The sequence below is a fragment of the Pseudarthrobacter sp. NPDC092439 genome, assembly GCF_044754945.1.
Classification (GTDB): Bacteria; Actinomycetota; Actinomycetes; order Actinomycetales; family Micrococcaceae; genus Arthrobacter.
The window spans coordinates 63,040-78,484 of the sequence record NZ_JBIVQB010000003.1 but is presented as its reverse complement, the minus strand read 5'-3'; the positions used below and the strand labels follow the sequence as shown (position 1 = coordinate 78,484).

General features: G+C 67.0%; 16 protein-coding genes. 13 read left to right on the top strand and 3 right to left on the bottom strand.

The window, feature by feature from the left end; translation table 11 throughout:
• Window position 1 precedes the first annotated feature (1 nt).
• The 9 genes from ACIQCM_RS08445 (at window position 2) to ACIQCM_RS08405 (ending at window position 9,084) form a co-directional block, all read left to right on the top strand.
• Window positions 2–355, top strand: a complete 354-nt coding sequence (locus tag ACIQCM_RS08445; protein WP_400606238.1) for a hypothetical protein — start codon at window positions 2–4, stop codon at window positions 353–355.
• A 19-nt stretch (window positions 356–374) separates the two neighbouring features.
• Complete coding sequence (locus ACIQCM_RS08440) at window positions 375–809, top strand: hypothetical protein (RefSeq protein ID WP_400606241.1); 435 nt, start codon at window positions 375–377, stop codon at window positions 807–809.
• A 79-nt stretch (window positions 810–888) separates the two neighbouring features.
• Window positions 889–1,872, top strand: coding sequence for a bifunctional riboflavin kinase/FAD synthetase (locus ACIQCM_RS08435; protein ID WP_400606244.1), 984 nt, complete (start codon window positions 889–891; stop codon window positions 1,870–1,872).
• A 117-nt stretch (window positions 1,873–1,989) separates the two neighbouring features.
• Window positions 1,990–2,844, top strand: a complete 855-nt coding sequence (gene kynA, locus ACIQCM_RS08430) for a tryptophan 2,3-dioxygenase (RefSeq protein ID WP_400606246.1) — start codon at window positions 1,990–1,992, stop codon at window positions 2,842–2,844.
• Window positions 2,841–4,109: a kynureninase gene (gene kynU, locus ACIQCM_RS08425; protein ID WP_400606249.1), complete on the top strand. Its 1,269-nt coding sequence runs from the start codon at window positions 2,841–2,843 to the stop codon at window positions 4,107–4,109. Before kynA ends, kynU begins: the two co-directional genes overlap by 4 nt.
• 182 nt (window positions 4,110–4,291) lie before the next feature.
• The gene (gene rpsO, locus ACIQCM_RS08420; RefSeq protein ID WP_377215495.1) at window positions 4,292–4,561 is read left to right on the top strand and encodes a 30S ribosomal protein S15; all 270 of its coding nucleotides are present in this window, start codon (window positions 4,292–4,294) and stop codon (window positions 4,559–4,561) included.
• Window positions 4,562–4,801: 240 nt separating this feature from the next.
• A complete protein-coding gene (locus ACIQCM_RS08415; RefSeq protein WP_400606430.1) occupies window positions 4,802–7,060 on the top strand; it encodes a polyribonucleotide nucleotidyltransferase in 2,259 nt (752 codons plus the stop codon).
• Between the two features lie 112 nt (window positions 7,061–7,172).
• Window positions 7,173–8,516, top strand: coding sequence for a M16 family metallopeptidase (locus tag ACIQCM_RS08410; protein ID WP_400606252.1), 1,344 nt, complete (start codon window positions 7,173–7,175; stop codon window positions 8,514–8,516).
• Between the two features lie 82 nt (window positions 8,517–8,598).
• Window positions 8,599–9,084: a DUF1579 family protein gene (locus ACIQCM_RS08405; RefSeq protein WP_400606255.1), complete on the top strand. Its 486-nt coding sequence runs from the start codon at window positions 8,599–8,601 to the stop codon at window positions 9,082–9,084.
• A 58-nt stretch (window positions 9,085–9,142) separates the two neighbouring features.
• Here the strand turns inward: ACIQCM_RS08405 and ACIQCM_RS08400 are convergent, their stop codons facing one another.
• The 3 genes from ACIQCM_RS08400 to moaA form a co-directional block, all read right to left on the bottom strand.
• Complete coding sequence (locus tag ACIQCM_RS08400; protein WP_400606258.1) at window positions 9,143–11,035, bottom strand: DUF222 domain-containing protein; 1,893 nt, start codon at window positions 11,033–11,035, stop codon at window positions 9,143–9,145.
• A 199-nt stretch (window positions 11,036–11,234) separates the two neighbouring features.
• Window positions 11,235–11,501: a MoaD/ThiS family protein gene (locus tag ACIQCM_RS08395; protein WP_400606260.1), complete on the bottom strand. Its 267-nt coding sequence runs from the start codon at window positions 11,499–11,501 to the stop codon at window positions 11,235–11,237.
• A gap of 6 nt (window positions 11,502–11,507) precedes the next feature.
• Entirely contained in the window at window positions 11,508–12,635 is a 1,128-nt protein-coding gene (gene moaA / locus ACIQCM_RS08390; protein ID WP_400606263.1) for a GTP 3',8-cyclase MoaA, read from the bottom strand.
• 97 nt (window positions 12,636–12,732) lie between these two features.
• Here moaA and glp point away from each other — a divergent pair, with 97 nt between their 5' ends.
• The 4 genes from glp to ACIQCM_RS08370 are packed head-to-tail and all read left to right on the top strand — an operon-like array spanning window position 12,733 to window position 15,434.
• Window positions 12,733–13,971 (top strand): gephyrin-like molybdotransferase Glp, encoded by a 1,239-nt coding sequence (gene glp / locus ACIQCM_RS08385; RefSeq protein ID WP_400606265.1) that lies wholly within the window; start codon window positions 12,733–12,735, stop codon window positions 13,969–13,971.
• The gene (moaC, locus tag ACIQCM_RS08380; RefSeq protein WP_400606268.1) at window positions 13,959–14,453 is read left to right on the top strand and encodes a cyclic pyranopterin monophosphate synthase MoaC; all 495 of its coding nucleotides are present in this window, start codon (window positions 13,959–13,961) and stop codon (window positions 14,451–14,453) included. The genes glp and moaC overlap by 13 nt, the downstream gene beginning before the upstream one ends.
• The gene (locus ACIQCM_RS08375) at window positions 14,450–14,965 is read left to right on the top strand and encodes a MogA/MoaB family molybdenum cofactor biosynthesis protein (protein WP_400606271.1); all 516 of its coding nucleotides are present in this window, start codon (window positions 14,450–14,452) and stop codon (window positions 14,963–14,965) included. The genes moaC and ACIQCM_RS08375 overlap by 4 nt, the downstream gene beginning before the upstream one ends.
• Window positions 14,955–15,434: a molybdenum cofactor biosynthesis protein MoaE gene (locus ACIQCM_RS08370; protein WP_400606274.1), complete on the top strand. Its 480-nt coding sequence runs from the start codon at window positions 14,955–14,957 to the stop codon at window positions 15,432–15,434. Before ACIQCM_RS08375 ends, ACIQCM_RS08370 begins: the two co-directional genes overlap by 11 nt.
• Window positions 15,435–15,445 lie beyond the last annotated feature (11 nt).

Genomic DNA, 15,445 nt, shown 5'->3' with positions numbered 1-15,445 from the left:
CGTGGACGCCTACTTCTACATCATCCTGGTGGTCGGGCTGCTGTCCACGGGTATCTGCCTGGTGGCCGGCATCATGAAGAAGGCCCCGAACGATATCACTATCCTGTCCGTGGCCGCCGTCGAGCTTGCCCTCGTGGTCTACCTGGTGGGCTCGATCGTGCGGGTCATGGCCGGCGAGCCGATTGCGGGGGAGGCGTGGGAATTCTGGGGCTACCTGGTGACGGCCCTGCTGCTGCCGCCCGCCGCGGTGTACTGGTCCATCCTGGAACGGACCCGCTGGAGCAACTTTGTCCTCGCCGCGGTGGGCGTGACCGCGCTGGTCATGGCCGCCCGAATGAACCAGATCTGGTACTGAAGTGGAAGAATCACCCATCTTGAAAGAAGAGCCGGCCGCCCCCGCCGCGAACACCCGCAATACCGGCCCCGGCCGGCTGCTGATCGCCGTCTACGCGATTTTCGCCATTTCCGCGTCCGCGCGGGCCGGTTACCAGATCCTCACCAAGTTCTCCGAGGCGCCGCTGGCGTACCTGCTTTCGGCCTTCGCGGCCCTCGTCTACGTGGTGGCCACCGTCTCCCTCGCGAAGTCCGGCCGGACCTGGTACAAAGTGTCGCTCGCAGCGGTCCTGGTGGAGCTGGTCGGCGTGCTGGTGGTGGGTGCCCTGAGCGTCTTCGACGCGGTGCGGTTCCCGCACGAGACCGTATGGTCTTTGTTCGGCCGCGGGTACGGCTTCGTACCCCTGGTCCTGCCGGTCCTGGGGCTCGTCTGGCTGTACCGGCGGCGTCCCCGGGCCGCTCGGGGGGATTCGTGAATCCGGGTAACCTTAGAGAGTTCCACGGCCGGTACGGTACGGGGACAATGACGCGTGCAGGCAGCTTGAGGCGAGGGTGATGGTCTACATCTGGAACGATCCGGCTGAGGTCCCGGCGGACTTTGGCCCTTCCGTGGTCACCTTCGGAAACTTCGACGGGGTCCACAGGGGTCACCAGCAGGTGTTGTCGCAGTTGATCCGTTCAGCGCGGCTTTCCGGGGCGAAGTCGGTGGCGGTCACGTTTGATCCGCACCCCGCCGTGATCCACCGCCCCGAGGCAGCGCCGGAGATGATCATGGGCCTGCCGGACAAGCTTGAAGCTCTTGGCGAACTCGGGCTGGATGCCGTCCTGGTCATGAAGTACTCCCTGGAACTGGCCAGCCTGACCCCGGAGGAGTTCGTCCGGCAATACCTGGTGGACTGCCTCCATGCCAGCCACGTGGTGATCGGCCATGACGCCCGCTTCGGCCGCGGCAACTCGGGTGACCTGGACACCATGAAGGAGCTCGGCGGGAAGTTCGGCTTCGAGGTGCAGGTCATCAGCGAATTCGGTTCAGAGGGCTACCCGTTGCATGAGGACGACGGCAAGGACCGCCGCTGTTCTTCCACATGGGTGCGCGAGGCGCTGCGCGAGGGCGACGTCGCCACCGCCGCCGCCGTACTGGGCAGGCCCCACCGGATGCGCGGCGAAGTGGTGCACGGTGCCGCGCGCGGGCGTGCGCTTGGCTTTCCCACGGCCAACCTTTCTTCCGATGCCTCCGGGCTGATTCCCGCAGACGGCATCTACGCCGGCTGGCTGGTTGACCAGGCCGGAAAACGCTGGCCAGCAGCCATTTCGGTGGGCTCCAACCCCACGTTCGACGGCGTCAGCCGCCAGGTCGAGGCGCACGTCATTGACCGGCCCAAGGAAGCTGTGGAGGACTTCGATCTCTACGGCCAGACAGTAGTGGTGGAATTCGTCTCCCGGCTGCGGGGGATGGTGGCCTATCGTGGGCCGGAAGCGCTCGTTGAGCAAATGCGTCTGGACGTTGTCCAGACGCACGATCTGTTACGCAGCCACTAGCCGGGCACCCCGCAGGCTGCGACGCTGCCGGCCCGCCGCCAACCGGCCGGGCGGCTGTTTTGCCACCATTACCGCCCGGCCCCAAAACTGCCGGAGCCAGACAGGAAAGGCCCGCCAGTGCCAGTGGAGAAAAACACCCGGAAGCTGGAGAAGGGAATCGTCCGCGATTTCAGTTCCCGGATGAGCTATTCGTCCTACCTGCAGCTGCCAACGCTGTTGAGCGCGCAGCAGCCGGTGAGCGAGCCAGAGCATCACGACGAACTGCTCTTCATCATCCAGCACCAGACCACGGAGCTGTGGCTGAAGCTGGTCCTGCACGAGTTGCGGAGCGCGGCAGCCTGGCTCCGCGCGGACGACCTGGGCTCCGCACTGAAGGGCATCGCCCGCGTCAAGCACATCCAGAAGACGCTGACCGAACAGTGGTCCGTCCTGGCGACGCTCACACCCACCGAGTATTCGCAGTTCCGCGGGTTCCTGGGCAATTCCTCGGGATTCCAGTCAGCCCAGTACCGTGCCGTGGAGTTCGTTCTGGGCAACAAGAACCGTAAGATGCTGGACGTTTTCGAATCCGATCCCGAGTCGCACGAAATGCTCGCCGGGCTCCTGGAAGCGCCCAGCATCTACGACGAGTTCCTGGCCTACCTTTCCCGGCAGGGCCATGCCGTACCGGCATCGGTCCTGGAACGCGATGTGACCCGGGCCCACGGGTTCACCCCGGAACTGGTCCCGTTGTTCAAGCACATCTACGAGCATGCCGCAGAGAACTGGGGTGCGTATGAGGCGTGCGAGGAACTCGTGGACCTCGAGGACAACTTCCAGCTGTGGCGCTTCCGGCACCTCCGGACCGTCCAGCGGACTATCGGCATGAAGAGCGGAACCGGCGGATCGAGCGGTGTCGCTTTCCTCCAGAAGGCCCTGGAGCTGACGTTCTTCCCGGAACTTTTCGCTGTCAGGACGGAGATCGGACAATGAGCACCCACCGGGAAGAAACTGAAAACACTCCGGCGCGGGCGGACGGGGAGTTCCGGCTCCGCGCCACGGAGCTCGACAGCCAGGATCCGCTGGCGCACTACCGGCAGCATTTCATTGGCACCGATACCCCGCTGTCCTACCTGGACGGAAACTCGCTGGGCCGGCCGCTGAAGCGTACTGCGGAGGATGTCGCCGCTTTCATCACGGACCAGTGGGGCGGCCGGCTCATCCGTGGCTGGGACGAGCAGTGGCTCGAGATGCCGCAGGCAATCGGCGACCAGCTGGGCCGGGCCGTGCTCGGTGCCGCGCCCGGCCAGACCGTCATTGCCGATTCCACCACCGTGGTCCTCTATAAGCTGATCCGCGCCGCCCACGCGGCAGTGAACGACGCCCACCGCGACGAAGTGGTGCTGGACACCGAGAACTTCCCCACGGACCGCTATCTGGTGGAGGGTATCGCACGCGAGGAGGGCCTGACCCTTCGCTGGATCCAGCCCGACCCTGCCGGCGGGGTGACCGTTGAACAGGTGCGCCAGGCAGCGGGGCCGCGCACCGCCGTCGTACTCCTGAGCCAGGTGGCTTATCGCTCAGCGCACCTCGCCGACCTCCCCGCCATCACGGCAGCAGTGCACGACGCCGGCGCCCTGGTGGTGTGGGACCTGTGCCATTCCGCGGGATCGGTGGAGATCGGATTGGACGACGCCGGAGTGGATTTCGCGGCCGGCTGCACCTATAAGTACCTCAACGGCGGCCCCGGATCTCCGGCGTTCGCCTATGTGAACAGCCGGCACCTTGGCTCGCTGCGGCAGCCCATCTGGGGCTGGATGGGGCGCAAGGACGCCTTCGAGATGGCGGCCGGCTACGAACCGGCGGCGGGTATCCGCGGATTCCTCAGCGGCACGCCGGCCATCTTTGGAATGATCGCCATGCAGGGCACGCTGGACCTGATCGAGGAAGCAACGATGGCCGCCATCCGGGAAAAGTCGCTGCGGCTGACCGGGTTTGCGGTGGACGTGTTCGATGCGTGGCTGGCTCCCCTGGGGGCTAAGCTTGCAACGCCGCGCGACCCCGCCCTGCGCGGCAGCCACATCACCGTTGACCACCCGGACTTCACGAAGGCCACCGTGGCCGGGCTGTGGGACGGCGACGTCATTCCGGATTTCCGGGCCCCGCACGGCATCCGCGTAGGCCTCTCACCGTTGAGCACCAGCTTCGGGGAGGTCTTGCAGGGGATGGCGGCGATCCGCGCGCGGCTGGGCGGCTGAGCTGCAGCTTTTTCGACAAGATTGGCACGCGGCCGGTAAACTGGGCGATGGATCCGGCTGCAGTCCGTGGCGGCTGGTTCCTGCTATGTACAGGAACCCTGATTTTTCGGGAGGCCTGGGCAGGCAGACCCGGCAGTGATTTTCTGACCTGGGCCCTCACGGCACATTTTCTAGGAGTTATTGTGGCACTTGACGCCGCTGTAAAGCAGTCCATCATCAAGGAATACGCAACCGGCGAAGGCGACACCGGTTCGCCCGAGGTCCAGGTTGCAGTCCTGACCCAGCGGATCAAGGATCTGACTGAGCACATGAAGGCGCACAAGCACGATTACCACACCCAGCGCGGTCTGCTGGCCATGGTTGGTCGCCGCAAGCGCATGCTGAGCTACCTCAAGAAGACTGACATTGCACGCTACCGTTCGCTCATCGAGCGCCTCGGCCTGCGCCGCTAGTCGGACTTAGGGGCGGCCCCTTCCACCACGGAGCGGGCCGCCTTCTTCAAACCAAAACTAAACAGGAGGATCAACCGCATCACGCATTCGCGGTCCTCGGTAGTGATCCCCGGGAGCGGCTCCGTTCAGGAGCCCCGGCCCGTGGGTCTCGATCGATGACCGGGTGCAGGGCCAGTAGACAGATGCTGGGCTGGGTTGATGCGGCTGGACTTCCGTAAAACAGAAACGGAGGTGACTCTCTTGGAGGGTCCCGAAATCCAGTTCTCAGAAGCAGTCATTGACAATGGCCGCTTTGGCAAACGTGTAATCCGCTTTGAAACCGGCCGCCTTGCCAAGCAGGCAGCCGGCGCAGCAATGGTGTACATCGACGAAGACACCGCGCTGCTGTCCGCCACCACCGCCGGCAAGCACCCGCGCGAGGGCTTCGACTTCTTCCCGCTGACGGTTGACGTTGAAGAGCGCATGTACGCCGCCGGCCGCATCCCGGGTTCGTTCTTCCGCCGCGAAGGACGTCCGTCCACCGAAGCCATCCTGGCCTGCCGCCTCATGGACCGCCCGCTGCGCCCCGCCTTCATCAAGGGCCTGCGCAACGAGGTCCAGATCGTGGTTACCGTCCTGGCCATCAACCCGGACGAGCTGTACGACGTCGTGGCCATCAACGCCTCCTCCATGTCCACCCAGCTTTCGGGCCTGCCCTTCTCCGGCCCCATCGGCGGCGTCCGCGTTGCCCTGGTTGCCGACGAAAGCGGCTCCCAGTGGGTTGCGTTCCCGAAGCACTCCCAGCTGGAGAACTCCGTCTTCAACATGGTTGTCGCCGGCCGCGTTGCAGGTGACGACGTCGCCATCATGATGGTTGAAGCAGAAGCCACGGACAACTCGTGGAACCTCATCAAGGAACAGGGCGCCACCGCCCCCACCGAAGAAGTTGTTTCCGAGGGCCTCGAGGCTGCCAAGCCGTTCATCAAGGCCCTCTGCGACGCCCAGGCCGACCTGGCCGCACGCGCTGCAAAGCCCACGGTCGAGTTCCCGGTCTTCCTGGACTATGAGGACGATGCTTACGCAGCCGTGGAGTCCGCTGCAGGCGAGAAGCTGGCTGCAGTGTTCCAGATCGCTGACAAGCAGGAGCGCGACAACGCTTCCGACGCACTCAAGGACGAGGTACTCGCGTCCCTGGCCGGCCAGTTCGAAGGCCGCGAGAAGGAACTGTCCGCAGCATTCCGGTCAGTCACCAAGCATGTCGTGCGCCAGCGCATCCTCAAGGACCAGATCCGCATCGACGGCCGTGGCCTGACGGACATCCGCCAGCTCACCGCTGAGGTCGAGGTCCTGCCCCGCGTTCACGGTTCCGCGATCTTCGAACGCGGCGAGACCCAGATCATGGGTGTCACCACGCTGAACATGCTCAAGATGGAGCAGCAGATCGACTCGCTGTCTCCGGTTACGCGCAAGCGCTACATGCACAACTACAACTTCCCGCCGTACTCCACCGGTGAGACCGGCCGCGTGGGTTCACCCAAGCGCCGCGAAATCGGCCACGGTGCCTTGGCTGAGCGCGCCCTCGTGCCCGTCCTGCCGTCCCGCGAGGAATTCCCCTACGCCATCCGCCAGGTATCCGAGGCCCTCGGTTCCAACGGTTCGACGTCGATGGGTTCCGTCTGCGCCTCCACCCTGTCCATGCTGAACGCCGGTGTGCCGCTGAAGGCCGCCGTTGCCGGTATCGCCATGGGCCTGGTTTCCGACCAGGTTGACGGCCAGACCCGTTACGCGGCGCTCACCGATATCCTCGGTGCCGAAGACGCTTTCGGCGACATGGACTTCAAGGTTGCGGGTACCTCCGAGTTCGTCACGGCCATCCAGCTGGACACCAAGCTCGACGGGATCCCCGCATCGGTCCTGGCTGCAGCCCTGAAGCAGGCCCGCGAAGCCCGACTGCACATCCTGGATGTCATCAACTCGGCCATCGACACCCCGGACGAGCTTTCCGAGTTCGCACCGCGCGTCATCGCCGTGAAGATCCCCGTGGACAAGATTGGCGAGGTCATCGGCCCCAAGGGCAAGATGATCAACCAGATCCAGGAAGACACCGGCGCCGACATCTCCATCGAGGACGACGGCACCGTCTACATTGGCGCTACCGACGGTCCGTCTGCAGATGCAGCACGCTCCGCCATCAACGCCATTGCCAACCCGCAGGTTCCGGAAATCGGCGAACGCTACCTGGGCACGGTCGTCAAGACCACCACCTTCGGTGCCTTCGTTTCCCTGACCCCGGGCAAGGACGGCCTCCTGCACATCTCCGAACTGCGCAAGCTGGCCAACGGCAAGCGCGTGGATAACGTGGATGACGTAGTATCCGTCGGCCAGAAGGTCCAGGTGGAAATCACCAAGATCGATGACCGCGGAAAGCTCTCGCTGGCCCCGGTTGTTGCCGAGGAAGAGGGCGCAGGCGACGCCGAGCGCGCGCACTCCACGGAACCGGCAGAAGGCGCTGACGCTTAGTCAGTTCCGGGCTCCGGCCTAAGCATTAATCGGCGGGGCCGGTGGGTGATCCACCGGCCCCGCCGCTGTTACGATGGCAGCCAGATCCGGCTGCCCCTCCTGAAAGGCCTCAATGACTGTTGTACCCCTGCCGCTTGAGCAGAACCACCGCGGCGACACCCTGGTCCACGGTTCCGACGGCGGCTCCGAAGTCCGCCGCTCCGTGCTGCCCGGGGGAGTGCGGGTACTTACCGAGGCGATGCCCGGGCAGCGCTCGGCCACCATCGGCTTCTGGGTTGGTGTCGGCTCCCGGGACGAGGCACCGGGGCAGCACGGTTCCACCCACTTCCTGGAGCATCTGCTGTTCAAGGGAACCAAGCGCCGCACGGCGCTTGAAATCGCTTCCGCCTTCGATGAAGTCGGCGGGGAGTCCAACGCGGCTACTGCCAAGGAAAGCACCTGCTACTTTGCGCGGGTCCTGGACACGGACCTGCCGATGGCGATCGACGTCATTGCCGACATGATCACCGGCGCTGTGATCGACCCCGCCGAGATGGAGCAGGAACGCGACGTTATCCTGGAGGAAATCGCGATGGACAGCGATGACCCCACCGATGTTGCCCACGAACACTTCGTGGCTGCCGTCCTCGGCAGCCACCCGCTGGGCCGCCCGATCGGCGGCACCCCGGATGCCATCCGCGCAGTGGCGCGGGACTCGGTCTGGGACCACTACCAGCGCTACTACCGGCCCGATGAGCTGGTGATTACTGCCGCAGGCGGCCTGGACCACGACGTCGTATGCGGACTTGTGGTGGATGCGCTTGAGTCTGCCGGGTGGTCGCTGGAGTCCGACGCGGCACCCGTGGACCGGCGCCCTACGGACCGTGCACTGATCACCGGCACGGCAGGACTTCACGTTGTGAAGCGGGCGGTGGAACAGGCCAATATCATCATGGGCTGCCCCACGATTGTGGCCACGGACGACCGCCGCTATGTCATGAGCGTGCTGAACGCGGTGCTGGGCGGTGGCATGTCCTCGAGGCTGTTCCAGGAGATCCGCGAAAAGCGGGGCCTGGTGTACTCCACGTATTCCTTTGCGTCCTCCTACGCGGATGCCGGGTACTTCGGCATGTACGCCGGCTGCACTCCGTCCAAGGTGCGCCAGGTGCTGGAGCTGCTGGGCGCCGAGCTGGACAAGCTGGCAGAGCACGGCATCACGGAGGATGAGCTCCGTAAGGCCGTGGGCCAGTTGTGCGGTGGGATTGTGCTGGCGCTGGAGGACACCGGCTCGCGGATGTCGCGGCTGGGGCGTGCTGAACTCGTCTCAGGCGAGTACCAGGACATTGACGAGACCCTTCGCCTCATCAAGGACGTGACGGTCCAGCAGGTACAGGATCTTGCAGCCGAGCTTGCTGCCGCGCCACGCACCGTCACCGTGGTGGGACCCTTCGAGGAATCCGAAAGCTTCGGACTCTGAGCGCAGTAACCAAGAACGTTGGGTCCCGACGGGAATAGTATGGGTGCAACCCCGCGAGTTGCTAGCGAAAGCGGAACCCACCGTGACCCCAGCCAGTTCGGACCACCCGTCCACGGCCTTGGCCAGCCTCCTGGGGCATTGGCGCGGAAGCACCCACATCCCCGCCGGCCCTTGGGGTCCCGCGCGCACTGTTGATGCCGAGCTGACGTACCGCCGGCTGGCCGGCGGTTTCGCAGTAGTGCAGACGTACCGGCATACAGAGGCCGACGGCAGCCACTACGAGGGTCATGGCATCTTCACCCTGGATCCGCAGCGCCAGGACGTCCTCTGGTACTACGTGGACACCGCCGGTCCGGTGCCGGACGGCCCCACCAGATGTGTGGTCCACGACGGTGTCCTCCGGGTGGAACGGCGCAGCGACGGCGGCTGGACCCGGCACACGCTCAGCGTGGAGGGCGACCTGTTGACCCATGTTGCGGAAATCCGCTCGGGAGCGGCATCAGCCTTGCCGGAAGCCGGCGGTTACCGGCCCCTGATGACGTCCCGCTACCGACGCGTGGCTGATTGACGCACCCTCGCCTGGCTGCGGCCGACCAACGGCATGCCGGCACGGACCGGGCGAAACCCTAGGTCCTCGCCGGTTCAGGCATCCGCTCCAACAACCATGCCATGGGGTCTTCGGGGAGGGTGTCGGGGCAGGGGTAGGTGTCCCAGGCGGGGTGTGCCGGGTGGAGGTCGCGGGCATCGATGTAGTGGAGGCCGGTTGGGTCAGGTGGTGGGTCATCGGGCGGGTATTCGGTGTTCGGGCAGGAGTGCTCCGGGTCCGTAGGGTTCGGGAGGTGTTCGGGCAGCATGCAGCCGTGCGGGTGCTCGGGCACGCGGTCGATGTTGAGCGTGGTGGCGGGCAGTTGGGGTGGGTGCCAGGGGTGGGGTTCGGTGTTGTAGTGGCGTCCGGCCGGTGAGGTCCAGCCTGGCGGTGTGGTTTTGGTGGCCGGGGTGGGGGTCCAGGTGCTGGCGTGTTTGAGCCGGTGGTGTTTGGGGCAGGGCTGGGCGAGGTTGCTGATGCCGGTGGTGCCGCCGTGGCGCCAGGCGGTGAGGTGGTCGGCGTCGTTGTCCAGGGAGTGGTTGGTGCAGCCCGGGAACGGGCATTTGGTGTCGCGGAGGCGGAGCCAGTTCCGCATGGCCTGCGGGATGCGGTAGCTGGTCCGGCCGATCTCCAACGGCGCCCCGTCGCGGGGGTCAACAAGGACCCGGTAGAACGAGTCCGCACCGTCAGCCAGGATCTGGCGGGCCATGGAGGCCGGGACGGGGCCGTACCCGTCCAGGTCTGCCGGTTCGTCCGTGAGCCCGAGGAGCGCGAACACCGGCACGGTGACCAGGACCTGCGCTTTGGGGACCGGCACCCGCGCCAGGTCACCGTTACCGGCCCGCCCCTCCTCGGCCAGCCCGGCGGAGTCAGCACCGGCATCAGCGGCGGTATCGGCGGCGCGGGCGGCACCATTCTCGGTGTCGGTGTGGGTGTGGGTGTGGGTGTGGGTGTGGGTGTCGGGGTCGCGCCCTGAACCGTTGCCGCCGGCTGTGGCGTGGTCGGGGGCGGTGTTGTTGGTCAGGAGGGCGGTGGCGAAAATGTCGGCCCGCAGTTGGGTGAGGGTCCGTGACTCGGTGGGGCCCTGGAGGGCGCGGGCGATCGCGGTGGTCCGGTTCCAGATCGCCTCGGCCTGGTGCGCGGGAAGGTACGCGCTGAACCAACTCATCCCGTCCCGGTCCGCCGAACACTCCACCCTGCGGTCCGCGACACCCCGCACATGCCGCTTCTCCAGGCTCTCGGGGTGGTGCCGTTCGCGCCAGGCCCGCACCCGGGACCGGAACCTCCCCGGCGTCAGATCCCCCGCCACACACCCCCACACCCCGCCAGCCAGACCACCAGCGCCAGCCGCATCAGGATCAGCCACACCAGGGCCGGCCGGGTCCGGCGCATCGGGGCCGGGAAGGGACGGTTGTGGGGTGAGGAAGTGTGTTTCCAGGGCTGTGGTCCCGGCGGTGGTGAGACCGGTGGTTTCATCACACGCGATGACCGCGTGGCGCCAGGAGATCGCCCCGGCCTGCAACGCACCCAACGTTACGGGCAGGTCCGTGCACAGGGCCCGGGCCTGGGACAGGAACAAGGCCGCGGCGCCGTCACTGATCCGCAGGAGACAGCCGACCTCGGCCCGGATCGACACCTCCAGCATCCCCGCGGCCTTCACCGCCGGCGGAGCGAGGACCGTTTCGAGCTCGACGAACCGGGCAGCAGCCCGGGCCTTCAACGCCGCGGCCTTCGCCTCACACCGGGCCGCTTCGGCCATCACCTCCAGGAGGGCATCGGCCTCGACCCGCATCGGATCAGCCCACCAATCCCGCACCCCACCACCTGCGCCGCCGGGTACCGGGTGTCCTGCCTGCCGCACCAGCGCATCCAACCGCGCGGCGGAGCCCCCAACAGCCTCCACCGCCAACCCGATACCCCCACCAAAACCCATACCCACATCATCCAACGAGGGTCCGACATTTTGAGCTGGAGCATCACGGAGAACCTGTCCGCAGGATCGAAGGGCCATGCGTCCGGGTCCCAGGACATAGGCGACCGGTCCCGGAACATAGGCCGAAGCGGACTGGAAGCGCGCCGTTACCCCCGAGCGCGCGGTACCCCGGAGCGGGCCGTTACCGCCGCCCGGGCCGTTACCCGCCGGCGAAAGGTGGCAGCACGTCAACCACGTCGTCCGCCCCCAAAGCAGTGCTGTGATCCCGCACGGCAACTTCATTCAGCAGGAAGCTGCTGCGCCCCAGGATTCGGGGGAGAGGCGGCGTCCCGGCCGGCGGCGTGGCGCGCTCGACGGCCAGGATTGCGTCAAGGAGATCGGCCACTGTCGACCCGGCAGGCAGGTCGAAGCGTTCTTCTTCCAGCCCTGCAGCGGCGCGCGCGGCAGCGAAATAACGTACGTTCATGCGGTGTCAGCCCCCGATGGCACTCATACTGCGGTCCGGCTGGACGAAGTCCGGAGCGTCCAGTCCCACGTGGTCCATTCCGTGGGCCTTTGGCTTGAGCCACATGGCGTCCTGCCAACGCCGCGCCAGCGCGGCGTCGTGCGCCCCGGAACGAAGCAGCCCCAAGAGGTCGAACTCTTCACGGGAGAACAGGCAGCTCATAATCTTTCCCTCGGCGGTGATCCTGGTCCGGCGGCAATCCGCGCAGAAGGGTTCGGTGACGGACGCGATGATCCCCACCGTGCCCAGAACCGGAGCGGAACCGTCCCCGGAAGCCGCCACCCGCCGTCGTACTTCAAAGCGTTCGGCGGGCGCCCCGTCACGTTCCCTGGAATCAGGACTGAGGACGTAATCGGTGGAGAGAAGGGTGCGGATTTCGGCGGCGGTGATCATGTTGCGCCGCGTCCAGCCGTGGTCGGCGTCGAGGGGCATCTGCTCGATGAACCGAAGTTCGTAGCCCCGGTCCAGCGCCCATGCGAGCAGGGACGGAGCTTCGGCGTCGTTGATTCCGCGCATCAGCACCGCGTTCAGCTTGACCGGCCCCAGCCCGGCAGCCCGCGCAGCGTCCACCCCGGCGAGCACCTGGTCCAGGAACGGACGCCTGGTCAACTGAGTGAAAGTCTCTTCGTGCAGTGAATCCAGCGACACGTTGATGCGCGTCAGCCCGGCGGCCTTGAGGGCCGCGGCCTTTTTGGCCAGCCCCACGCCGTTGGTGGTCATGGAGATGGGCAGCGCAGGATGGTTGCGGCGCAGCGCGGCAATGATGTCCACAAGGTCGTGCCTGACCAGCGGCTCACCGCCGGTCAGGCGCAGTTCGCGCACGCCGAGGTGCTCCACGCCAATCCGCACGATCCGGACGATTTCTTCCGCCGACATCACCGCCTGCTTGGCCAGCCATTCCAAGCCCTCGGCCGGCATGCAGTAGGTGCAGCGCAGATTGCATTTGTCGGTCAGGGACAACCGCATGTCCGTGGCGCGCCGGCCATAGCGGTCCGCAAGGCCGTCGGGGGCATCAGCCGGCCTGGGCCCCGGTTCCGGCAGCGTCGGCCGTGAACTTTCCTCCCGGGGCTGCGGGATGCCTAGCTGGACAGTCATGGTTTCAGGCTACGCCACGTTGGGTGGGCCATCACACATGACGGGCGGCGCTGGCTAGAGTGGACCCTGTCCACAGCCCGCAACCGAAGGCGCCCGCATGACTCCCCGAACCGTCGCTGTCCACCGTGCCGCGGTCGTCGCGCTGCTCGAGGGGCTCCGCGCTCCCGGCCGCACCGAGGTGTTGCCCCTGGTCCAGGCATTGGGCAGGGGCCTGCCACAGCCAGTCACCGCCCCGGTCAGCCTTCCGCCCTTCGCAAATTCGCAGATGGACGGCTACGCGGTCCGCGCCGTTGATACGCAACGCCCCGGGGACGCGGACATGCCAGCGCACGACGCCGGCGCCCGCCTCCGCGTGTCAGCCCCGGTTCCAGCGGGCACAACGCCGCCCGGGCTGGCCCCGGGGACAGCGGCGCCCATCATGACCGGTGCCATGCTCCCGGCGGGGGCGGACGCAGTCGTACCTATTGAGAAGGCTGTGCCGGACCGGTTCCTGGCCGCGGGGGATGAAGCGGCGGTGACGCTGCCGGCCACGGCGGCCGGAACGTATGTCCGTGCCGTTGGCAGCGACCTCCGGGAAGGGTCCGTTGCCCTGCCGGCCGGTTCCTTCCTGGGGCCGGCCCAGCTGGGGCTGCTCGCGGCCCTCGGCCTCCCGGAGGTGGCCGTCTACCGGGCGGTCACGGTCCTGCTGGTCACTACGGGTGATGAAGTGGTGGCGCCGGGACAGGAACTGCCGGCGGGCAAAATCTACGACGCCAACGGCACCCTCCTCGAAGCGGCGATGGTCCAGGCCGGACTCCGGGTGCGCCGGGCGGGCATCGCCACGGACAACCCGGCAGAGCTCCTGGAACTCCTGCGCGCCGAGTCCGCAGGCGCGGACCTCATCGTGACCACCGGAGGGGTGAGCAAGGGCGCCTACGAAGTGGTGCGGCAGGCGCTGGCGGACCAGCCGGTGGAATTCCTGCCCGTTGCCATGCAGCCGGGCGGACCCCAAGGCATCGGCACCGTTGACGGCGTTCCGATCCTTGGCTTTCCCGGAAACCCGGTGAGCTGCCTGGTGTCCTTCGAGATGTTCCTCCGGCCTGCCCTCACGGAACTACTCGGCGCCCCGGCGCCCCGGCCGCGGGTCCGGGCGCGGCTGCGCCATCCGCTGGAGTCGCCGCACCATAAGCACCAGGTGCGGCGCGGCACCCTCCACCCGGACGGAACGGTGGGGCTGCAGGGCGGGGCGGGCTCGCACCTGATGCACGCGCTGGCAGGGTCCAACGCCCTGGTCCACGTCCCGGAAGGACAATCGGCTCTGAGCGCGGGGGACGAGGTGGAAGTATGGACACTGTGAATGCAGAACAGACCCCGCCGGCCCTCACGCACCTTCGCCAGGACGGCAGCGCCCAGATGGTGGACGTTTCCGCCAAAACCGAGACCACCCGCGAGGCCACGGCCACGGCCACCGTGCGGACCACCCGCGACGTCATGGGGCTGTTGGGCTCCGGCGGCCTGCCCAAAGGCGACGCCATCGCCGTCGCGCGCGTTGCCGGGATCATGGCCGCCAAGAAAACCCCGGAGCTGATCCCGCTGTGCCACCCGCTGCCGTTGTCCAAGGTCACGGTGGACTTTTCGCTCGACGCCGATGCGGTGACAATCCTGGCCACGGTCAAGACCCGGGGTGTCACCGGTGTTGAAATGGAGGCGCTCACGGCCGCCTCCGTCGCCGCGCTCAGCGTGTACGACATGGTCAAGGCCGTGGACAGGCACGCCGTCCTGACGGACATCAAGGTGTTGGCCAAGAGCGGCGGAAAGAGCGGAGACTGGACCCTGTGAGCACCACCCCCGAACCGCACCGCCACGGTGACGTCCAGGGCAGGAAAGCCGGGGTTGTCATCGCCTCCACCCGTGCAGCCGCCGGGCTCTACGACGACGAAACCGGCCCCGTGATCACCGACTGGCTCACCGAACACGGCTTCGACGTCTTCCCGGCCATGGTGGTCCCGGACGGCGAGCCGGTGGGTGCCGCCGTGAGGGCCCTGCTCACCCAGCGGCCCGCCGTCGTCATCACCAGCGGCGGAACCGGGCTGAACCCCGATGACCGCACGCCTGAAGTCACCCTGCCGCTCCTGGAGCGGGAGATTCCCGGCATCATGGAGGCCATCCGCCGCGCCGGTGCCGCCAAGACACCGCTCGCGGCGCTGAGCCGTGGCTACGCGGGCGCCGCCGGGACCACGTTTATCGTCAACCTGCCAGGATCACCCAAGGGGGTCATGGACGGGCTGACCGTCCTGGACCCGATGATCGGGCACCTCTGCGACCAATTGGAAGGCGTACATGGACACTGACCAGGCATTCGAGGTGGTCCACGCCGTGCTCAGTGCGGACCCCATCTCGGTGGACCAGGCCATAGCGGCCGTAGAAAGCGACACGGCAGGGGCGGTGGTCAGCTTCAGCGGAGTAGTGCGCAATCACGACGGCGGCAGGCAGGTTGAGCGCCTCAGCTACAGCGCGCATCCCACGGCCCACCAGGTGATGGCCGACGTCGTCGCCCGCCTGGTTGCCGGGCAGGCGGAAGGAAATGGTGAGCCTGACGCCTCGGCACCGGCCCAGCCGGTCCGCATCTGGGCCGCGCACCGGATCGGAATGCTGGAAATCGGCGACCCCGCCCTGGTCTGCGCCGTGTCCGCAGCACACCGCGGACAGGCCTTCGCCGTCTGCTCGGAGCTGGTGGACAGGATCAAGGAGCAGGTGCCCATCTGGAAAGAACAGTTCTTTACGGACGGCACCGTGGAGTGGGTGGGCGCGGGCGGCTGACACCCGGTTCC

Excerpts from the sequence above, each read along its gene's own strand:
- ACIQCM_RS08435 (WP_400606244.1), top strand. The coding sequence starts at position 889 with ATGGTCTACATCTGGAACGATCCGGCTGAGGTCCCGGCGGACTTTGGC.
- kynU (WP_400606249.1), top strand. The coding sequence starts at position 2,841 with ATGAGCACCCACCGGGAAGAAACTGAAAACACTCCGGCGCGGGCGGAC.
- ACIQCM_RS08410 (WP_400606252.1), top strand. The coding sequence starts at position 7,173 with ATGACTGTTGTACCCCTGCCGCTTGAGCAGAACCACCGCGGCGACACC.
- ACIQCM_RS08395 (WP_400606260.1), bottom strand. The coding sequence starts at position 11,501 with ATGAACGTACGTTATTTCGCTGCCGCGCGCGCCGCTGCAGGGCTGGAA.
- ACIQCM_RS08400 (WP_400606258.1), bottom strand. The coding sequence starts at position 11,035 with ATGGGTTTTGGTGGGGGTATCGGGTTGGCGGTGGAGGCTGTTGGGGGC.
- ACIQCM_RS08370 (WP_400606274.1), top strand. The coding sequence starts at position 14,955 with ATGGACACTGACCAGGCATTCGAGGTGGTCCACGCCGTGCTCAGTGCG.
- moaA (WP_400606263.1), bottom strand. The coding sequence starts at position 12,635 with ATGACTGTCCAGCTAGGCATCCCGCAGCCCCGGGAGGAAAGTTCACGG.
- glp (WP_400606265.1), top strand. The coding sequence starts at position 12,733 with ATGACTCCCCGAACCGTCGCTGTCCACCGTGCCGCGGTCGTCGCGCTG.
- moaC (WP_400606268.1), top strand. The coding sequence starts at position 13,959 with ATGGACACTGTGAATGCAGAACAGACCCCGCCGGCCCTCACGCACCTT.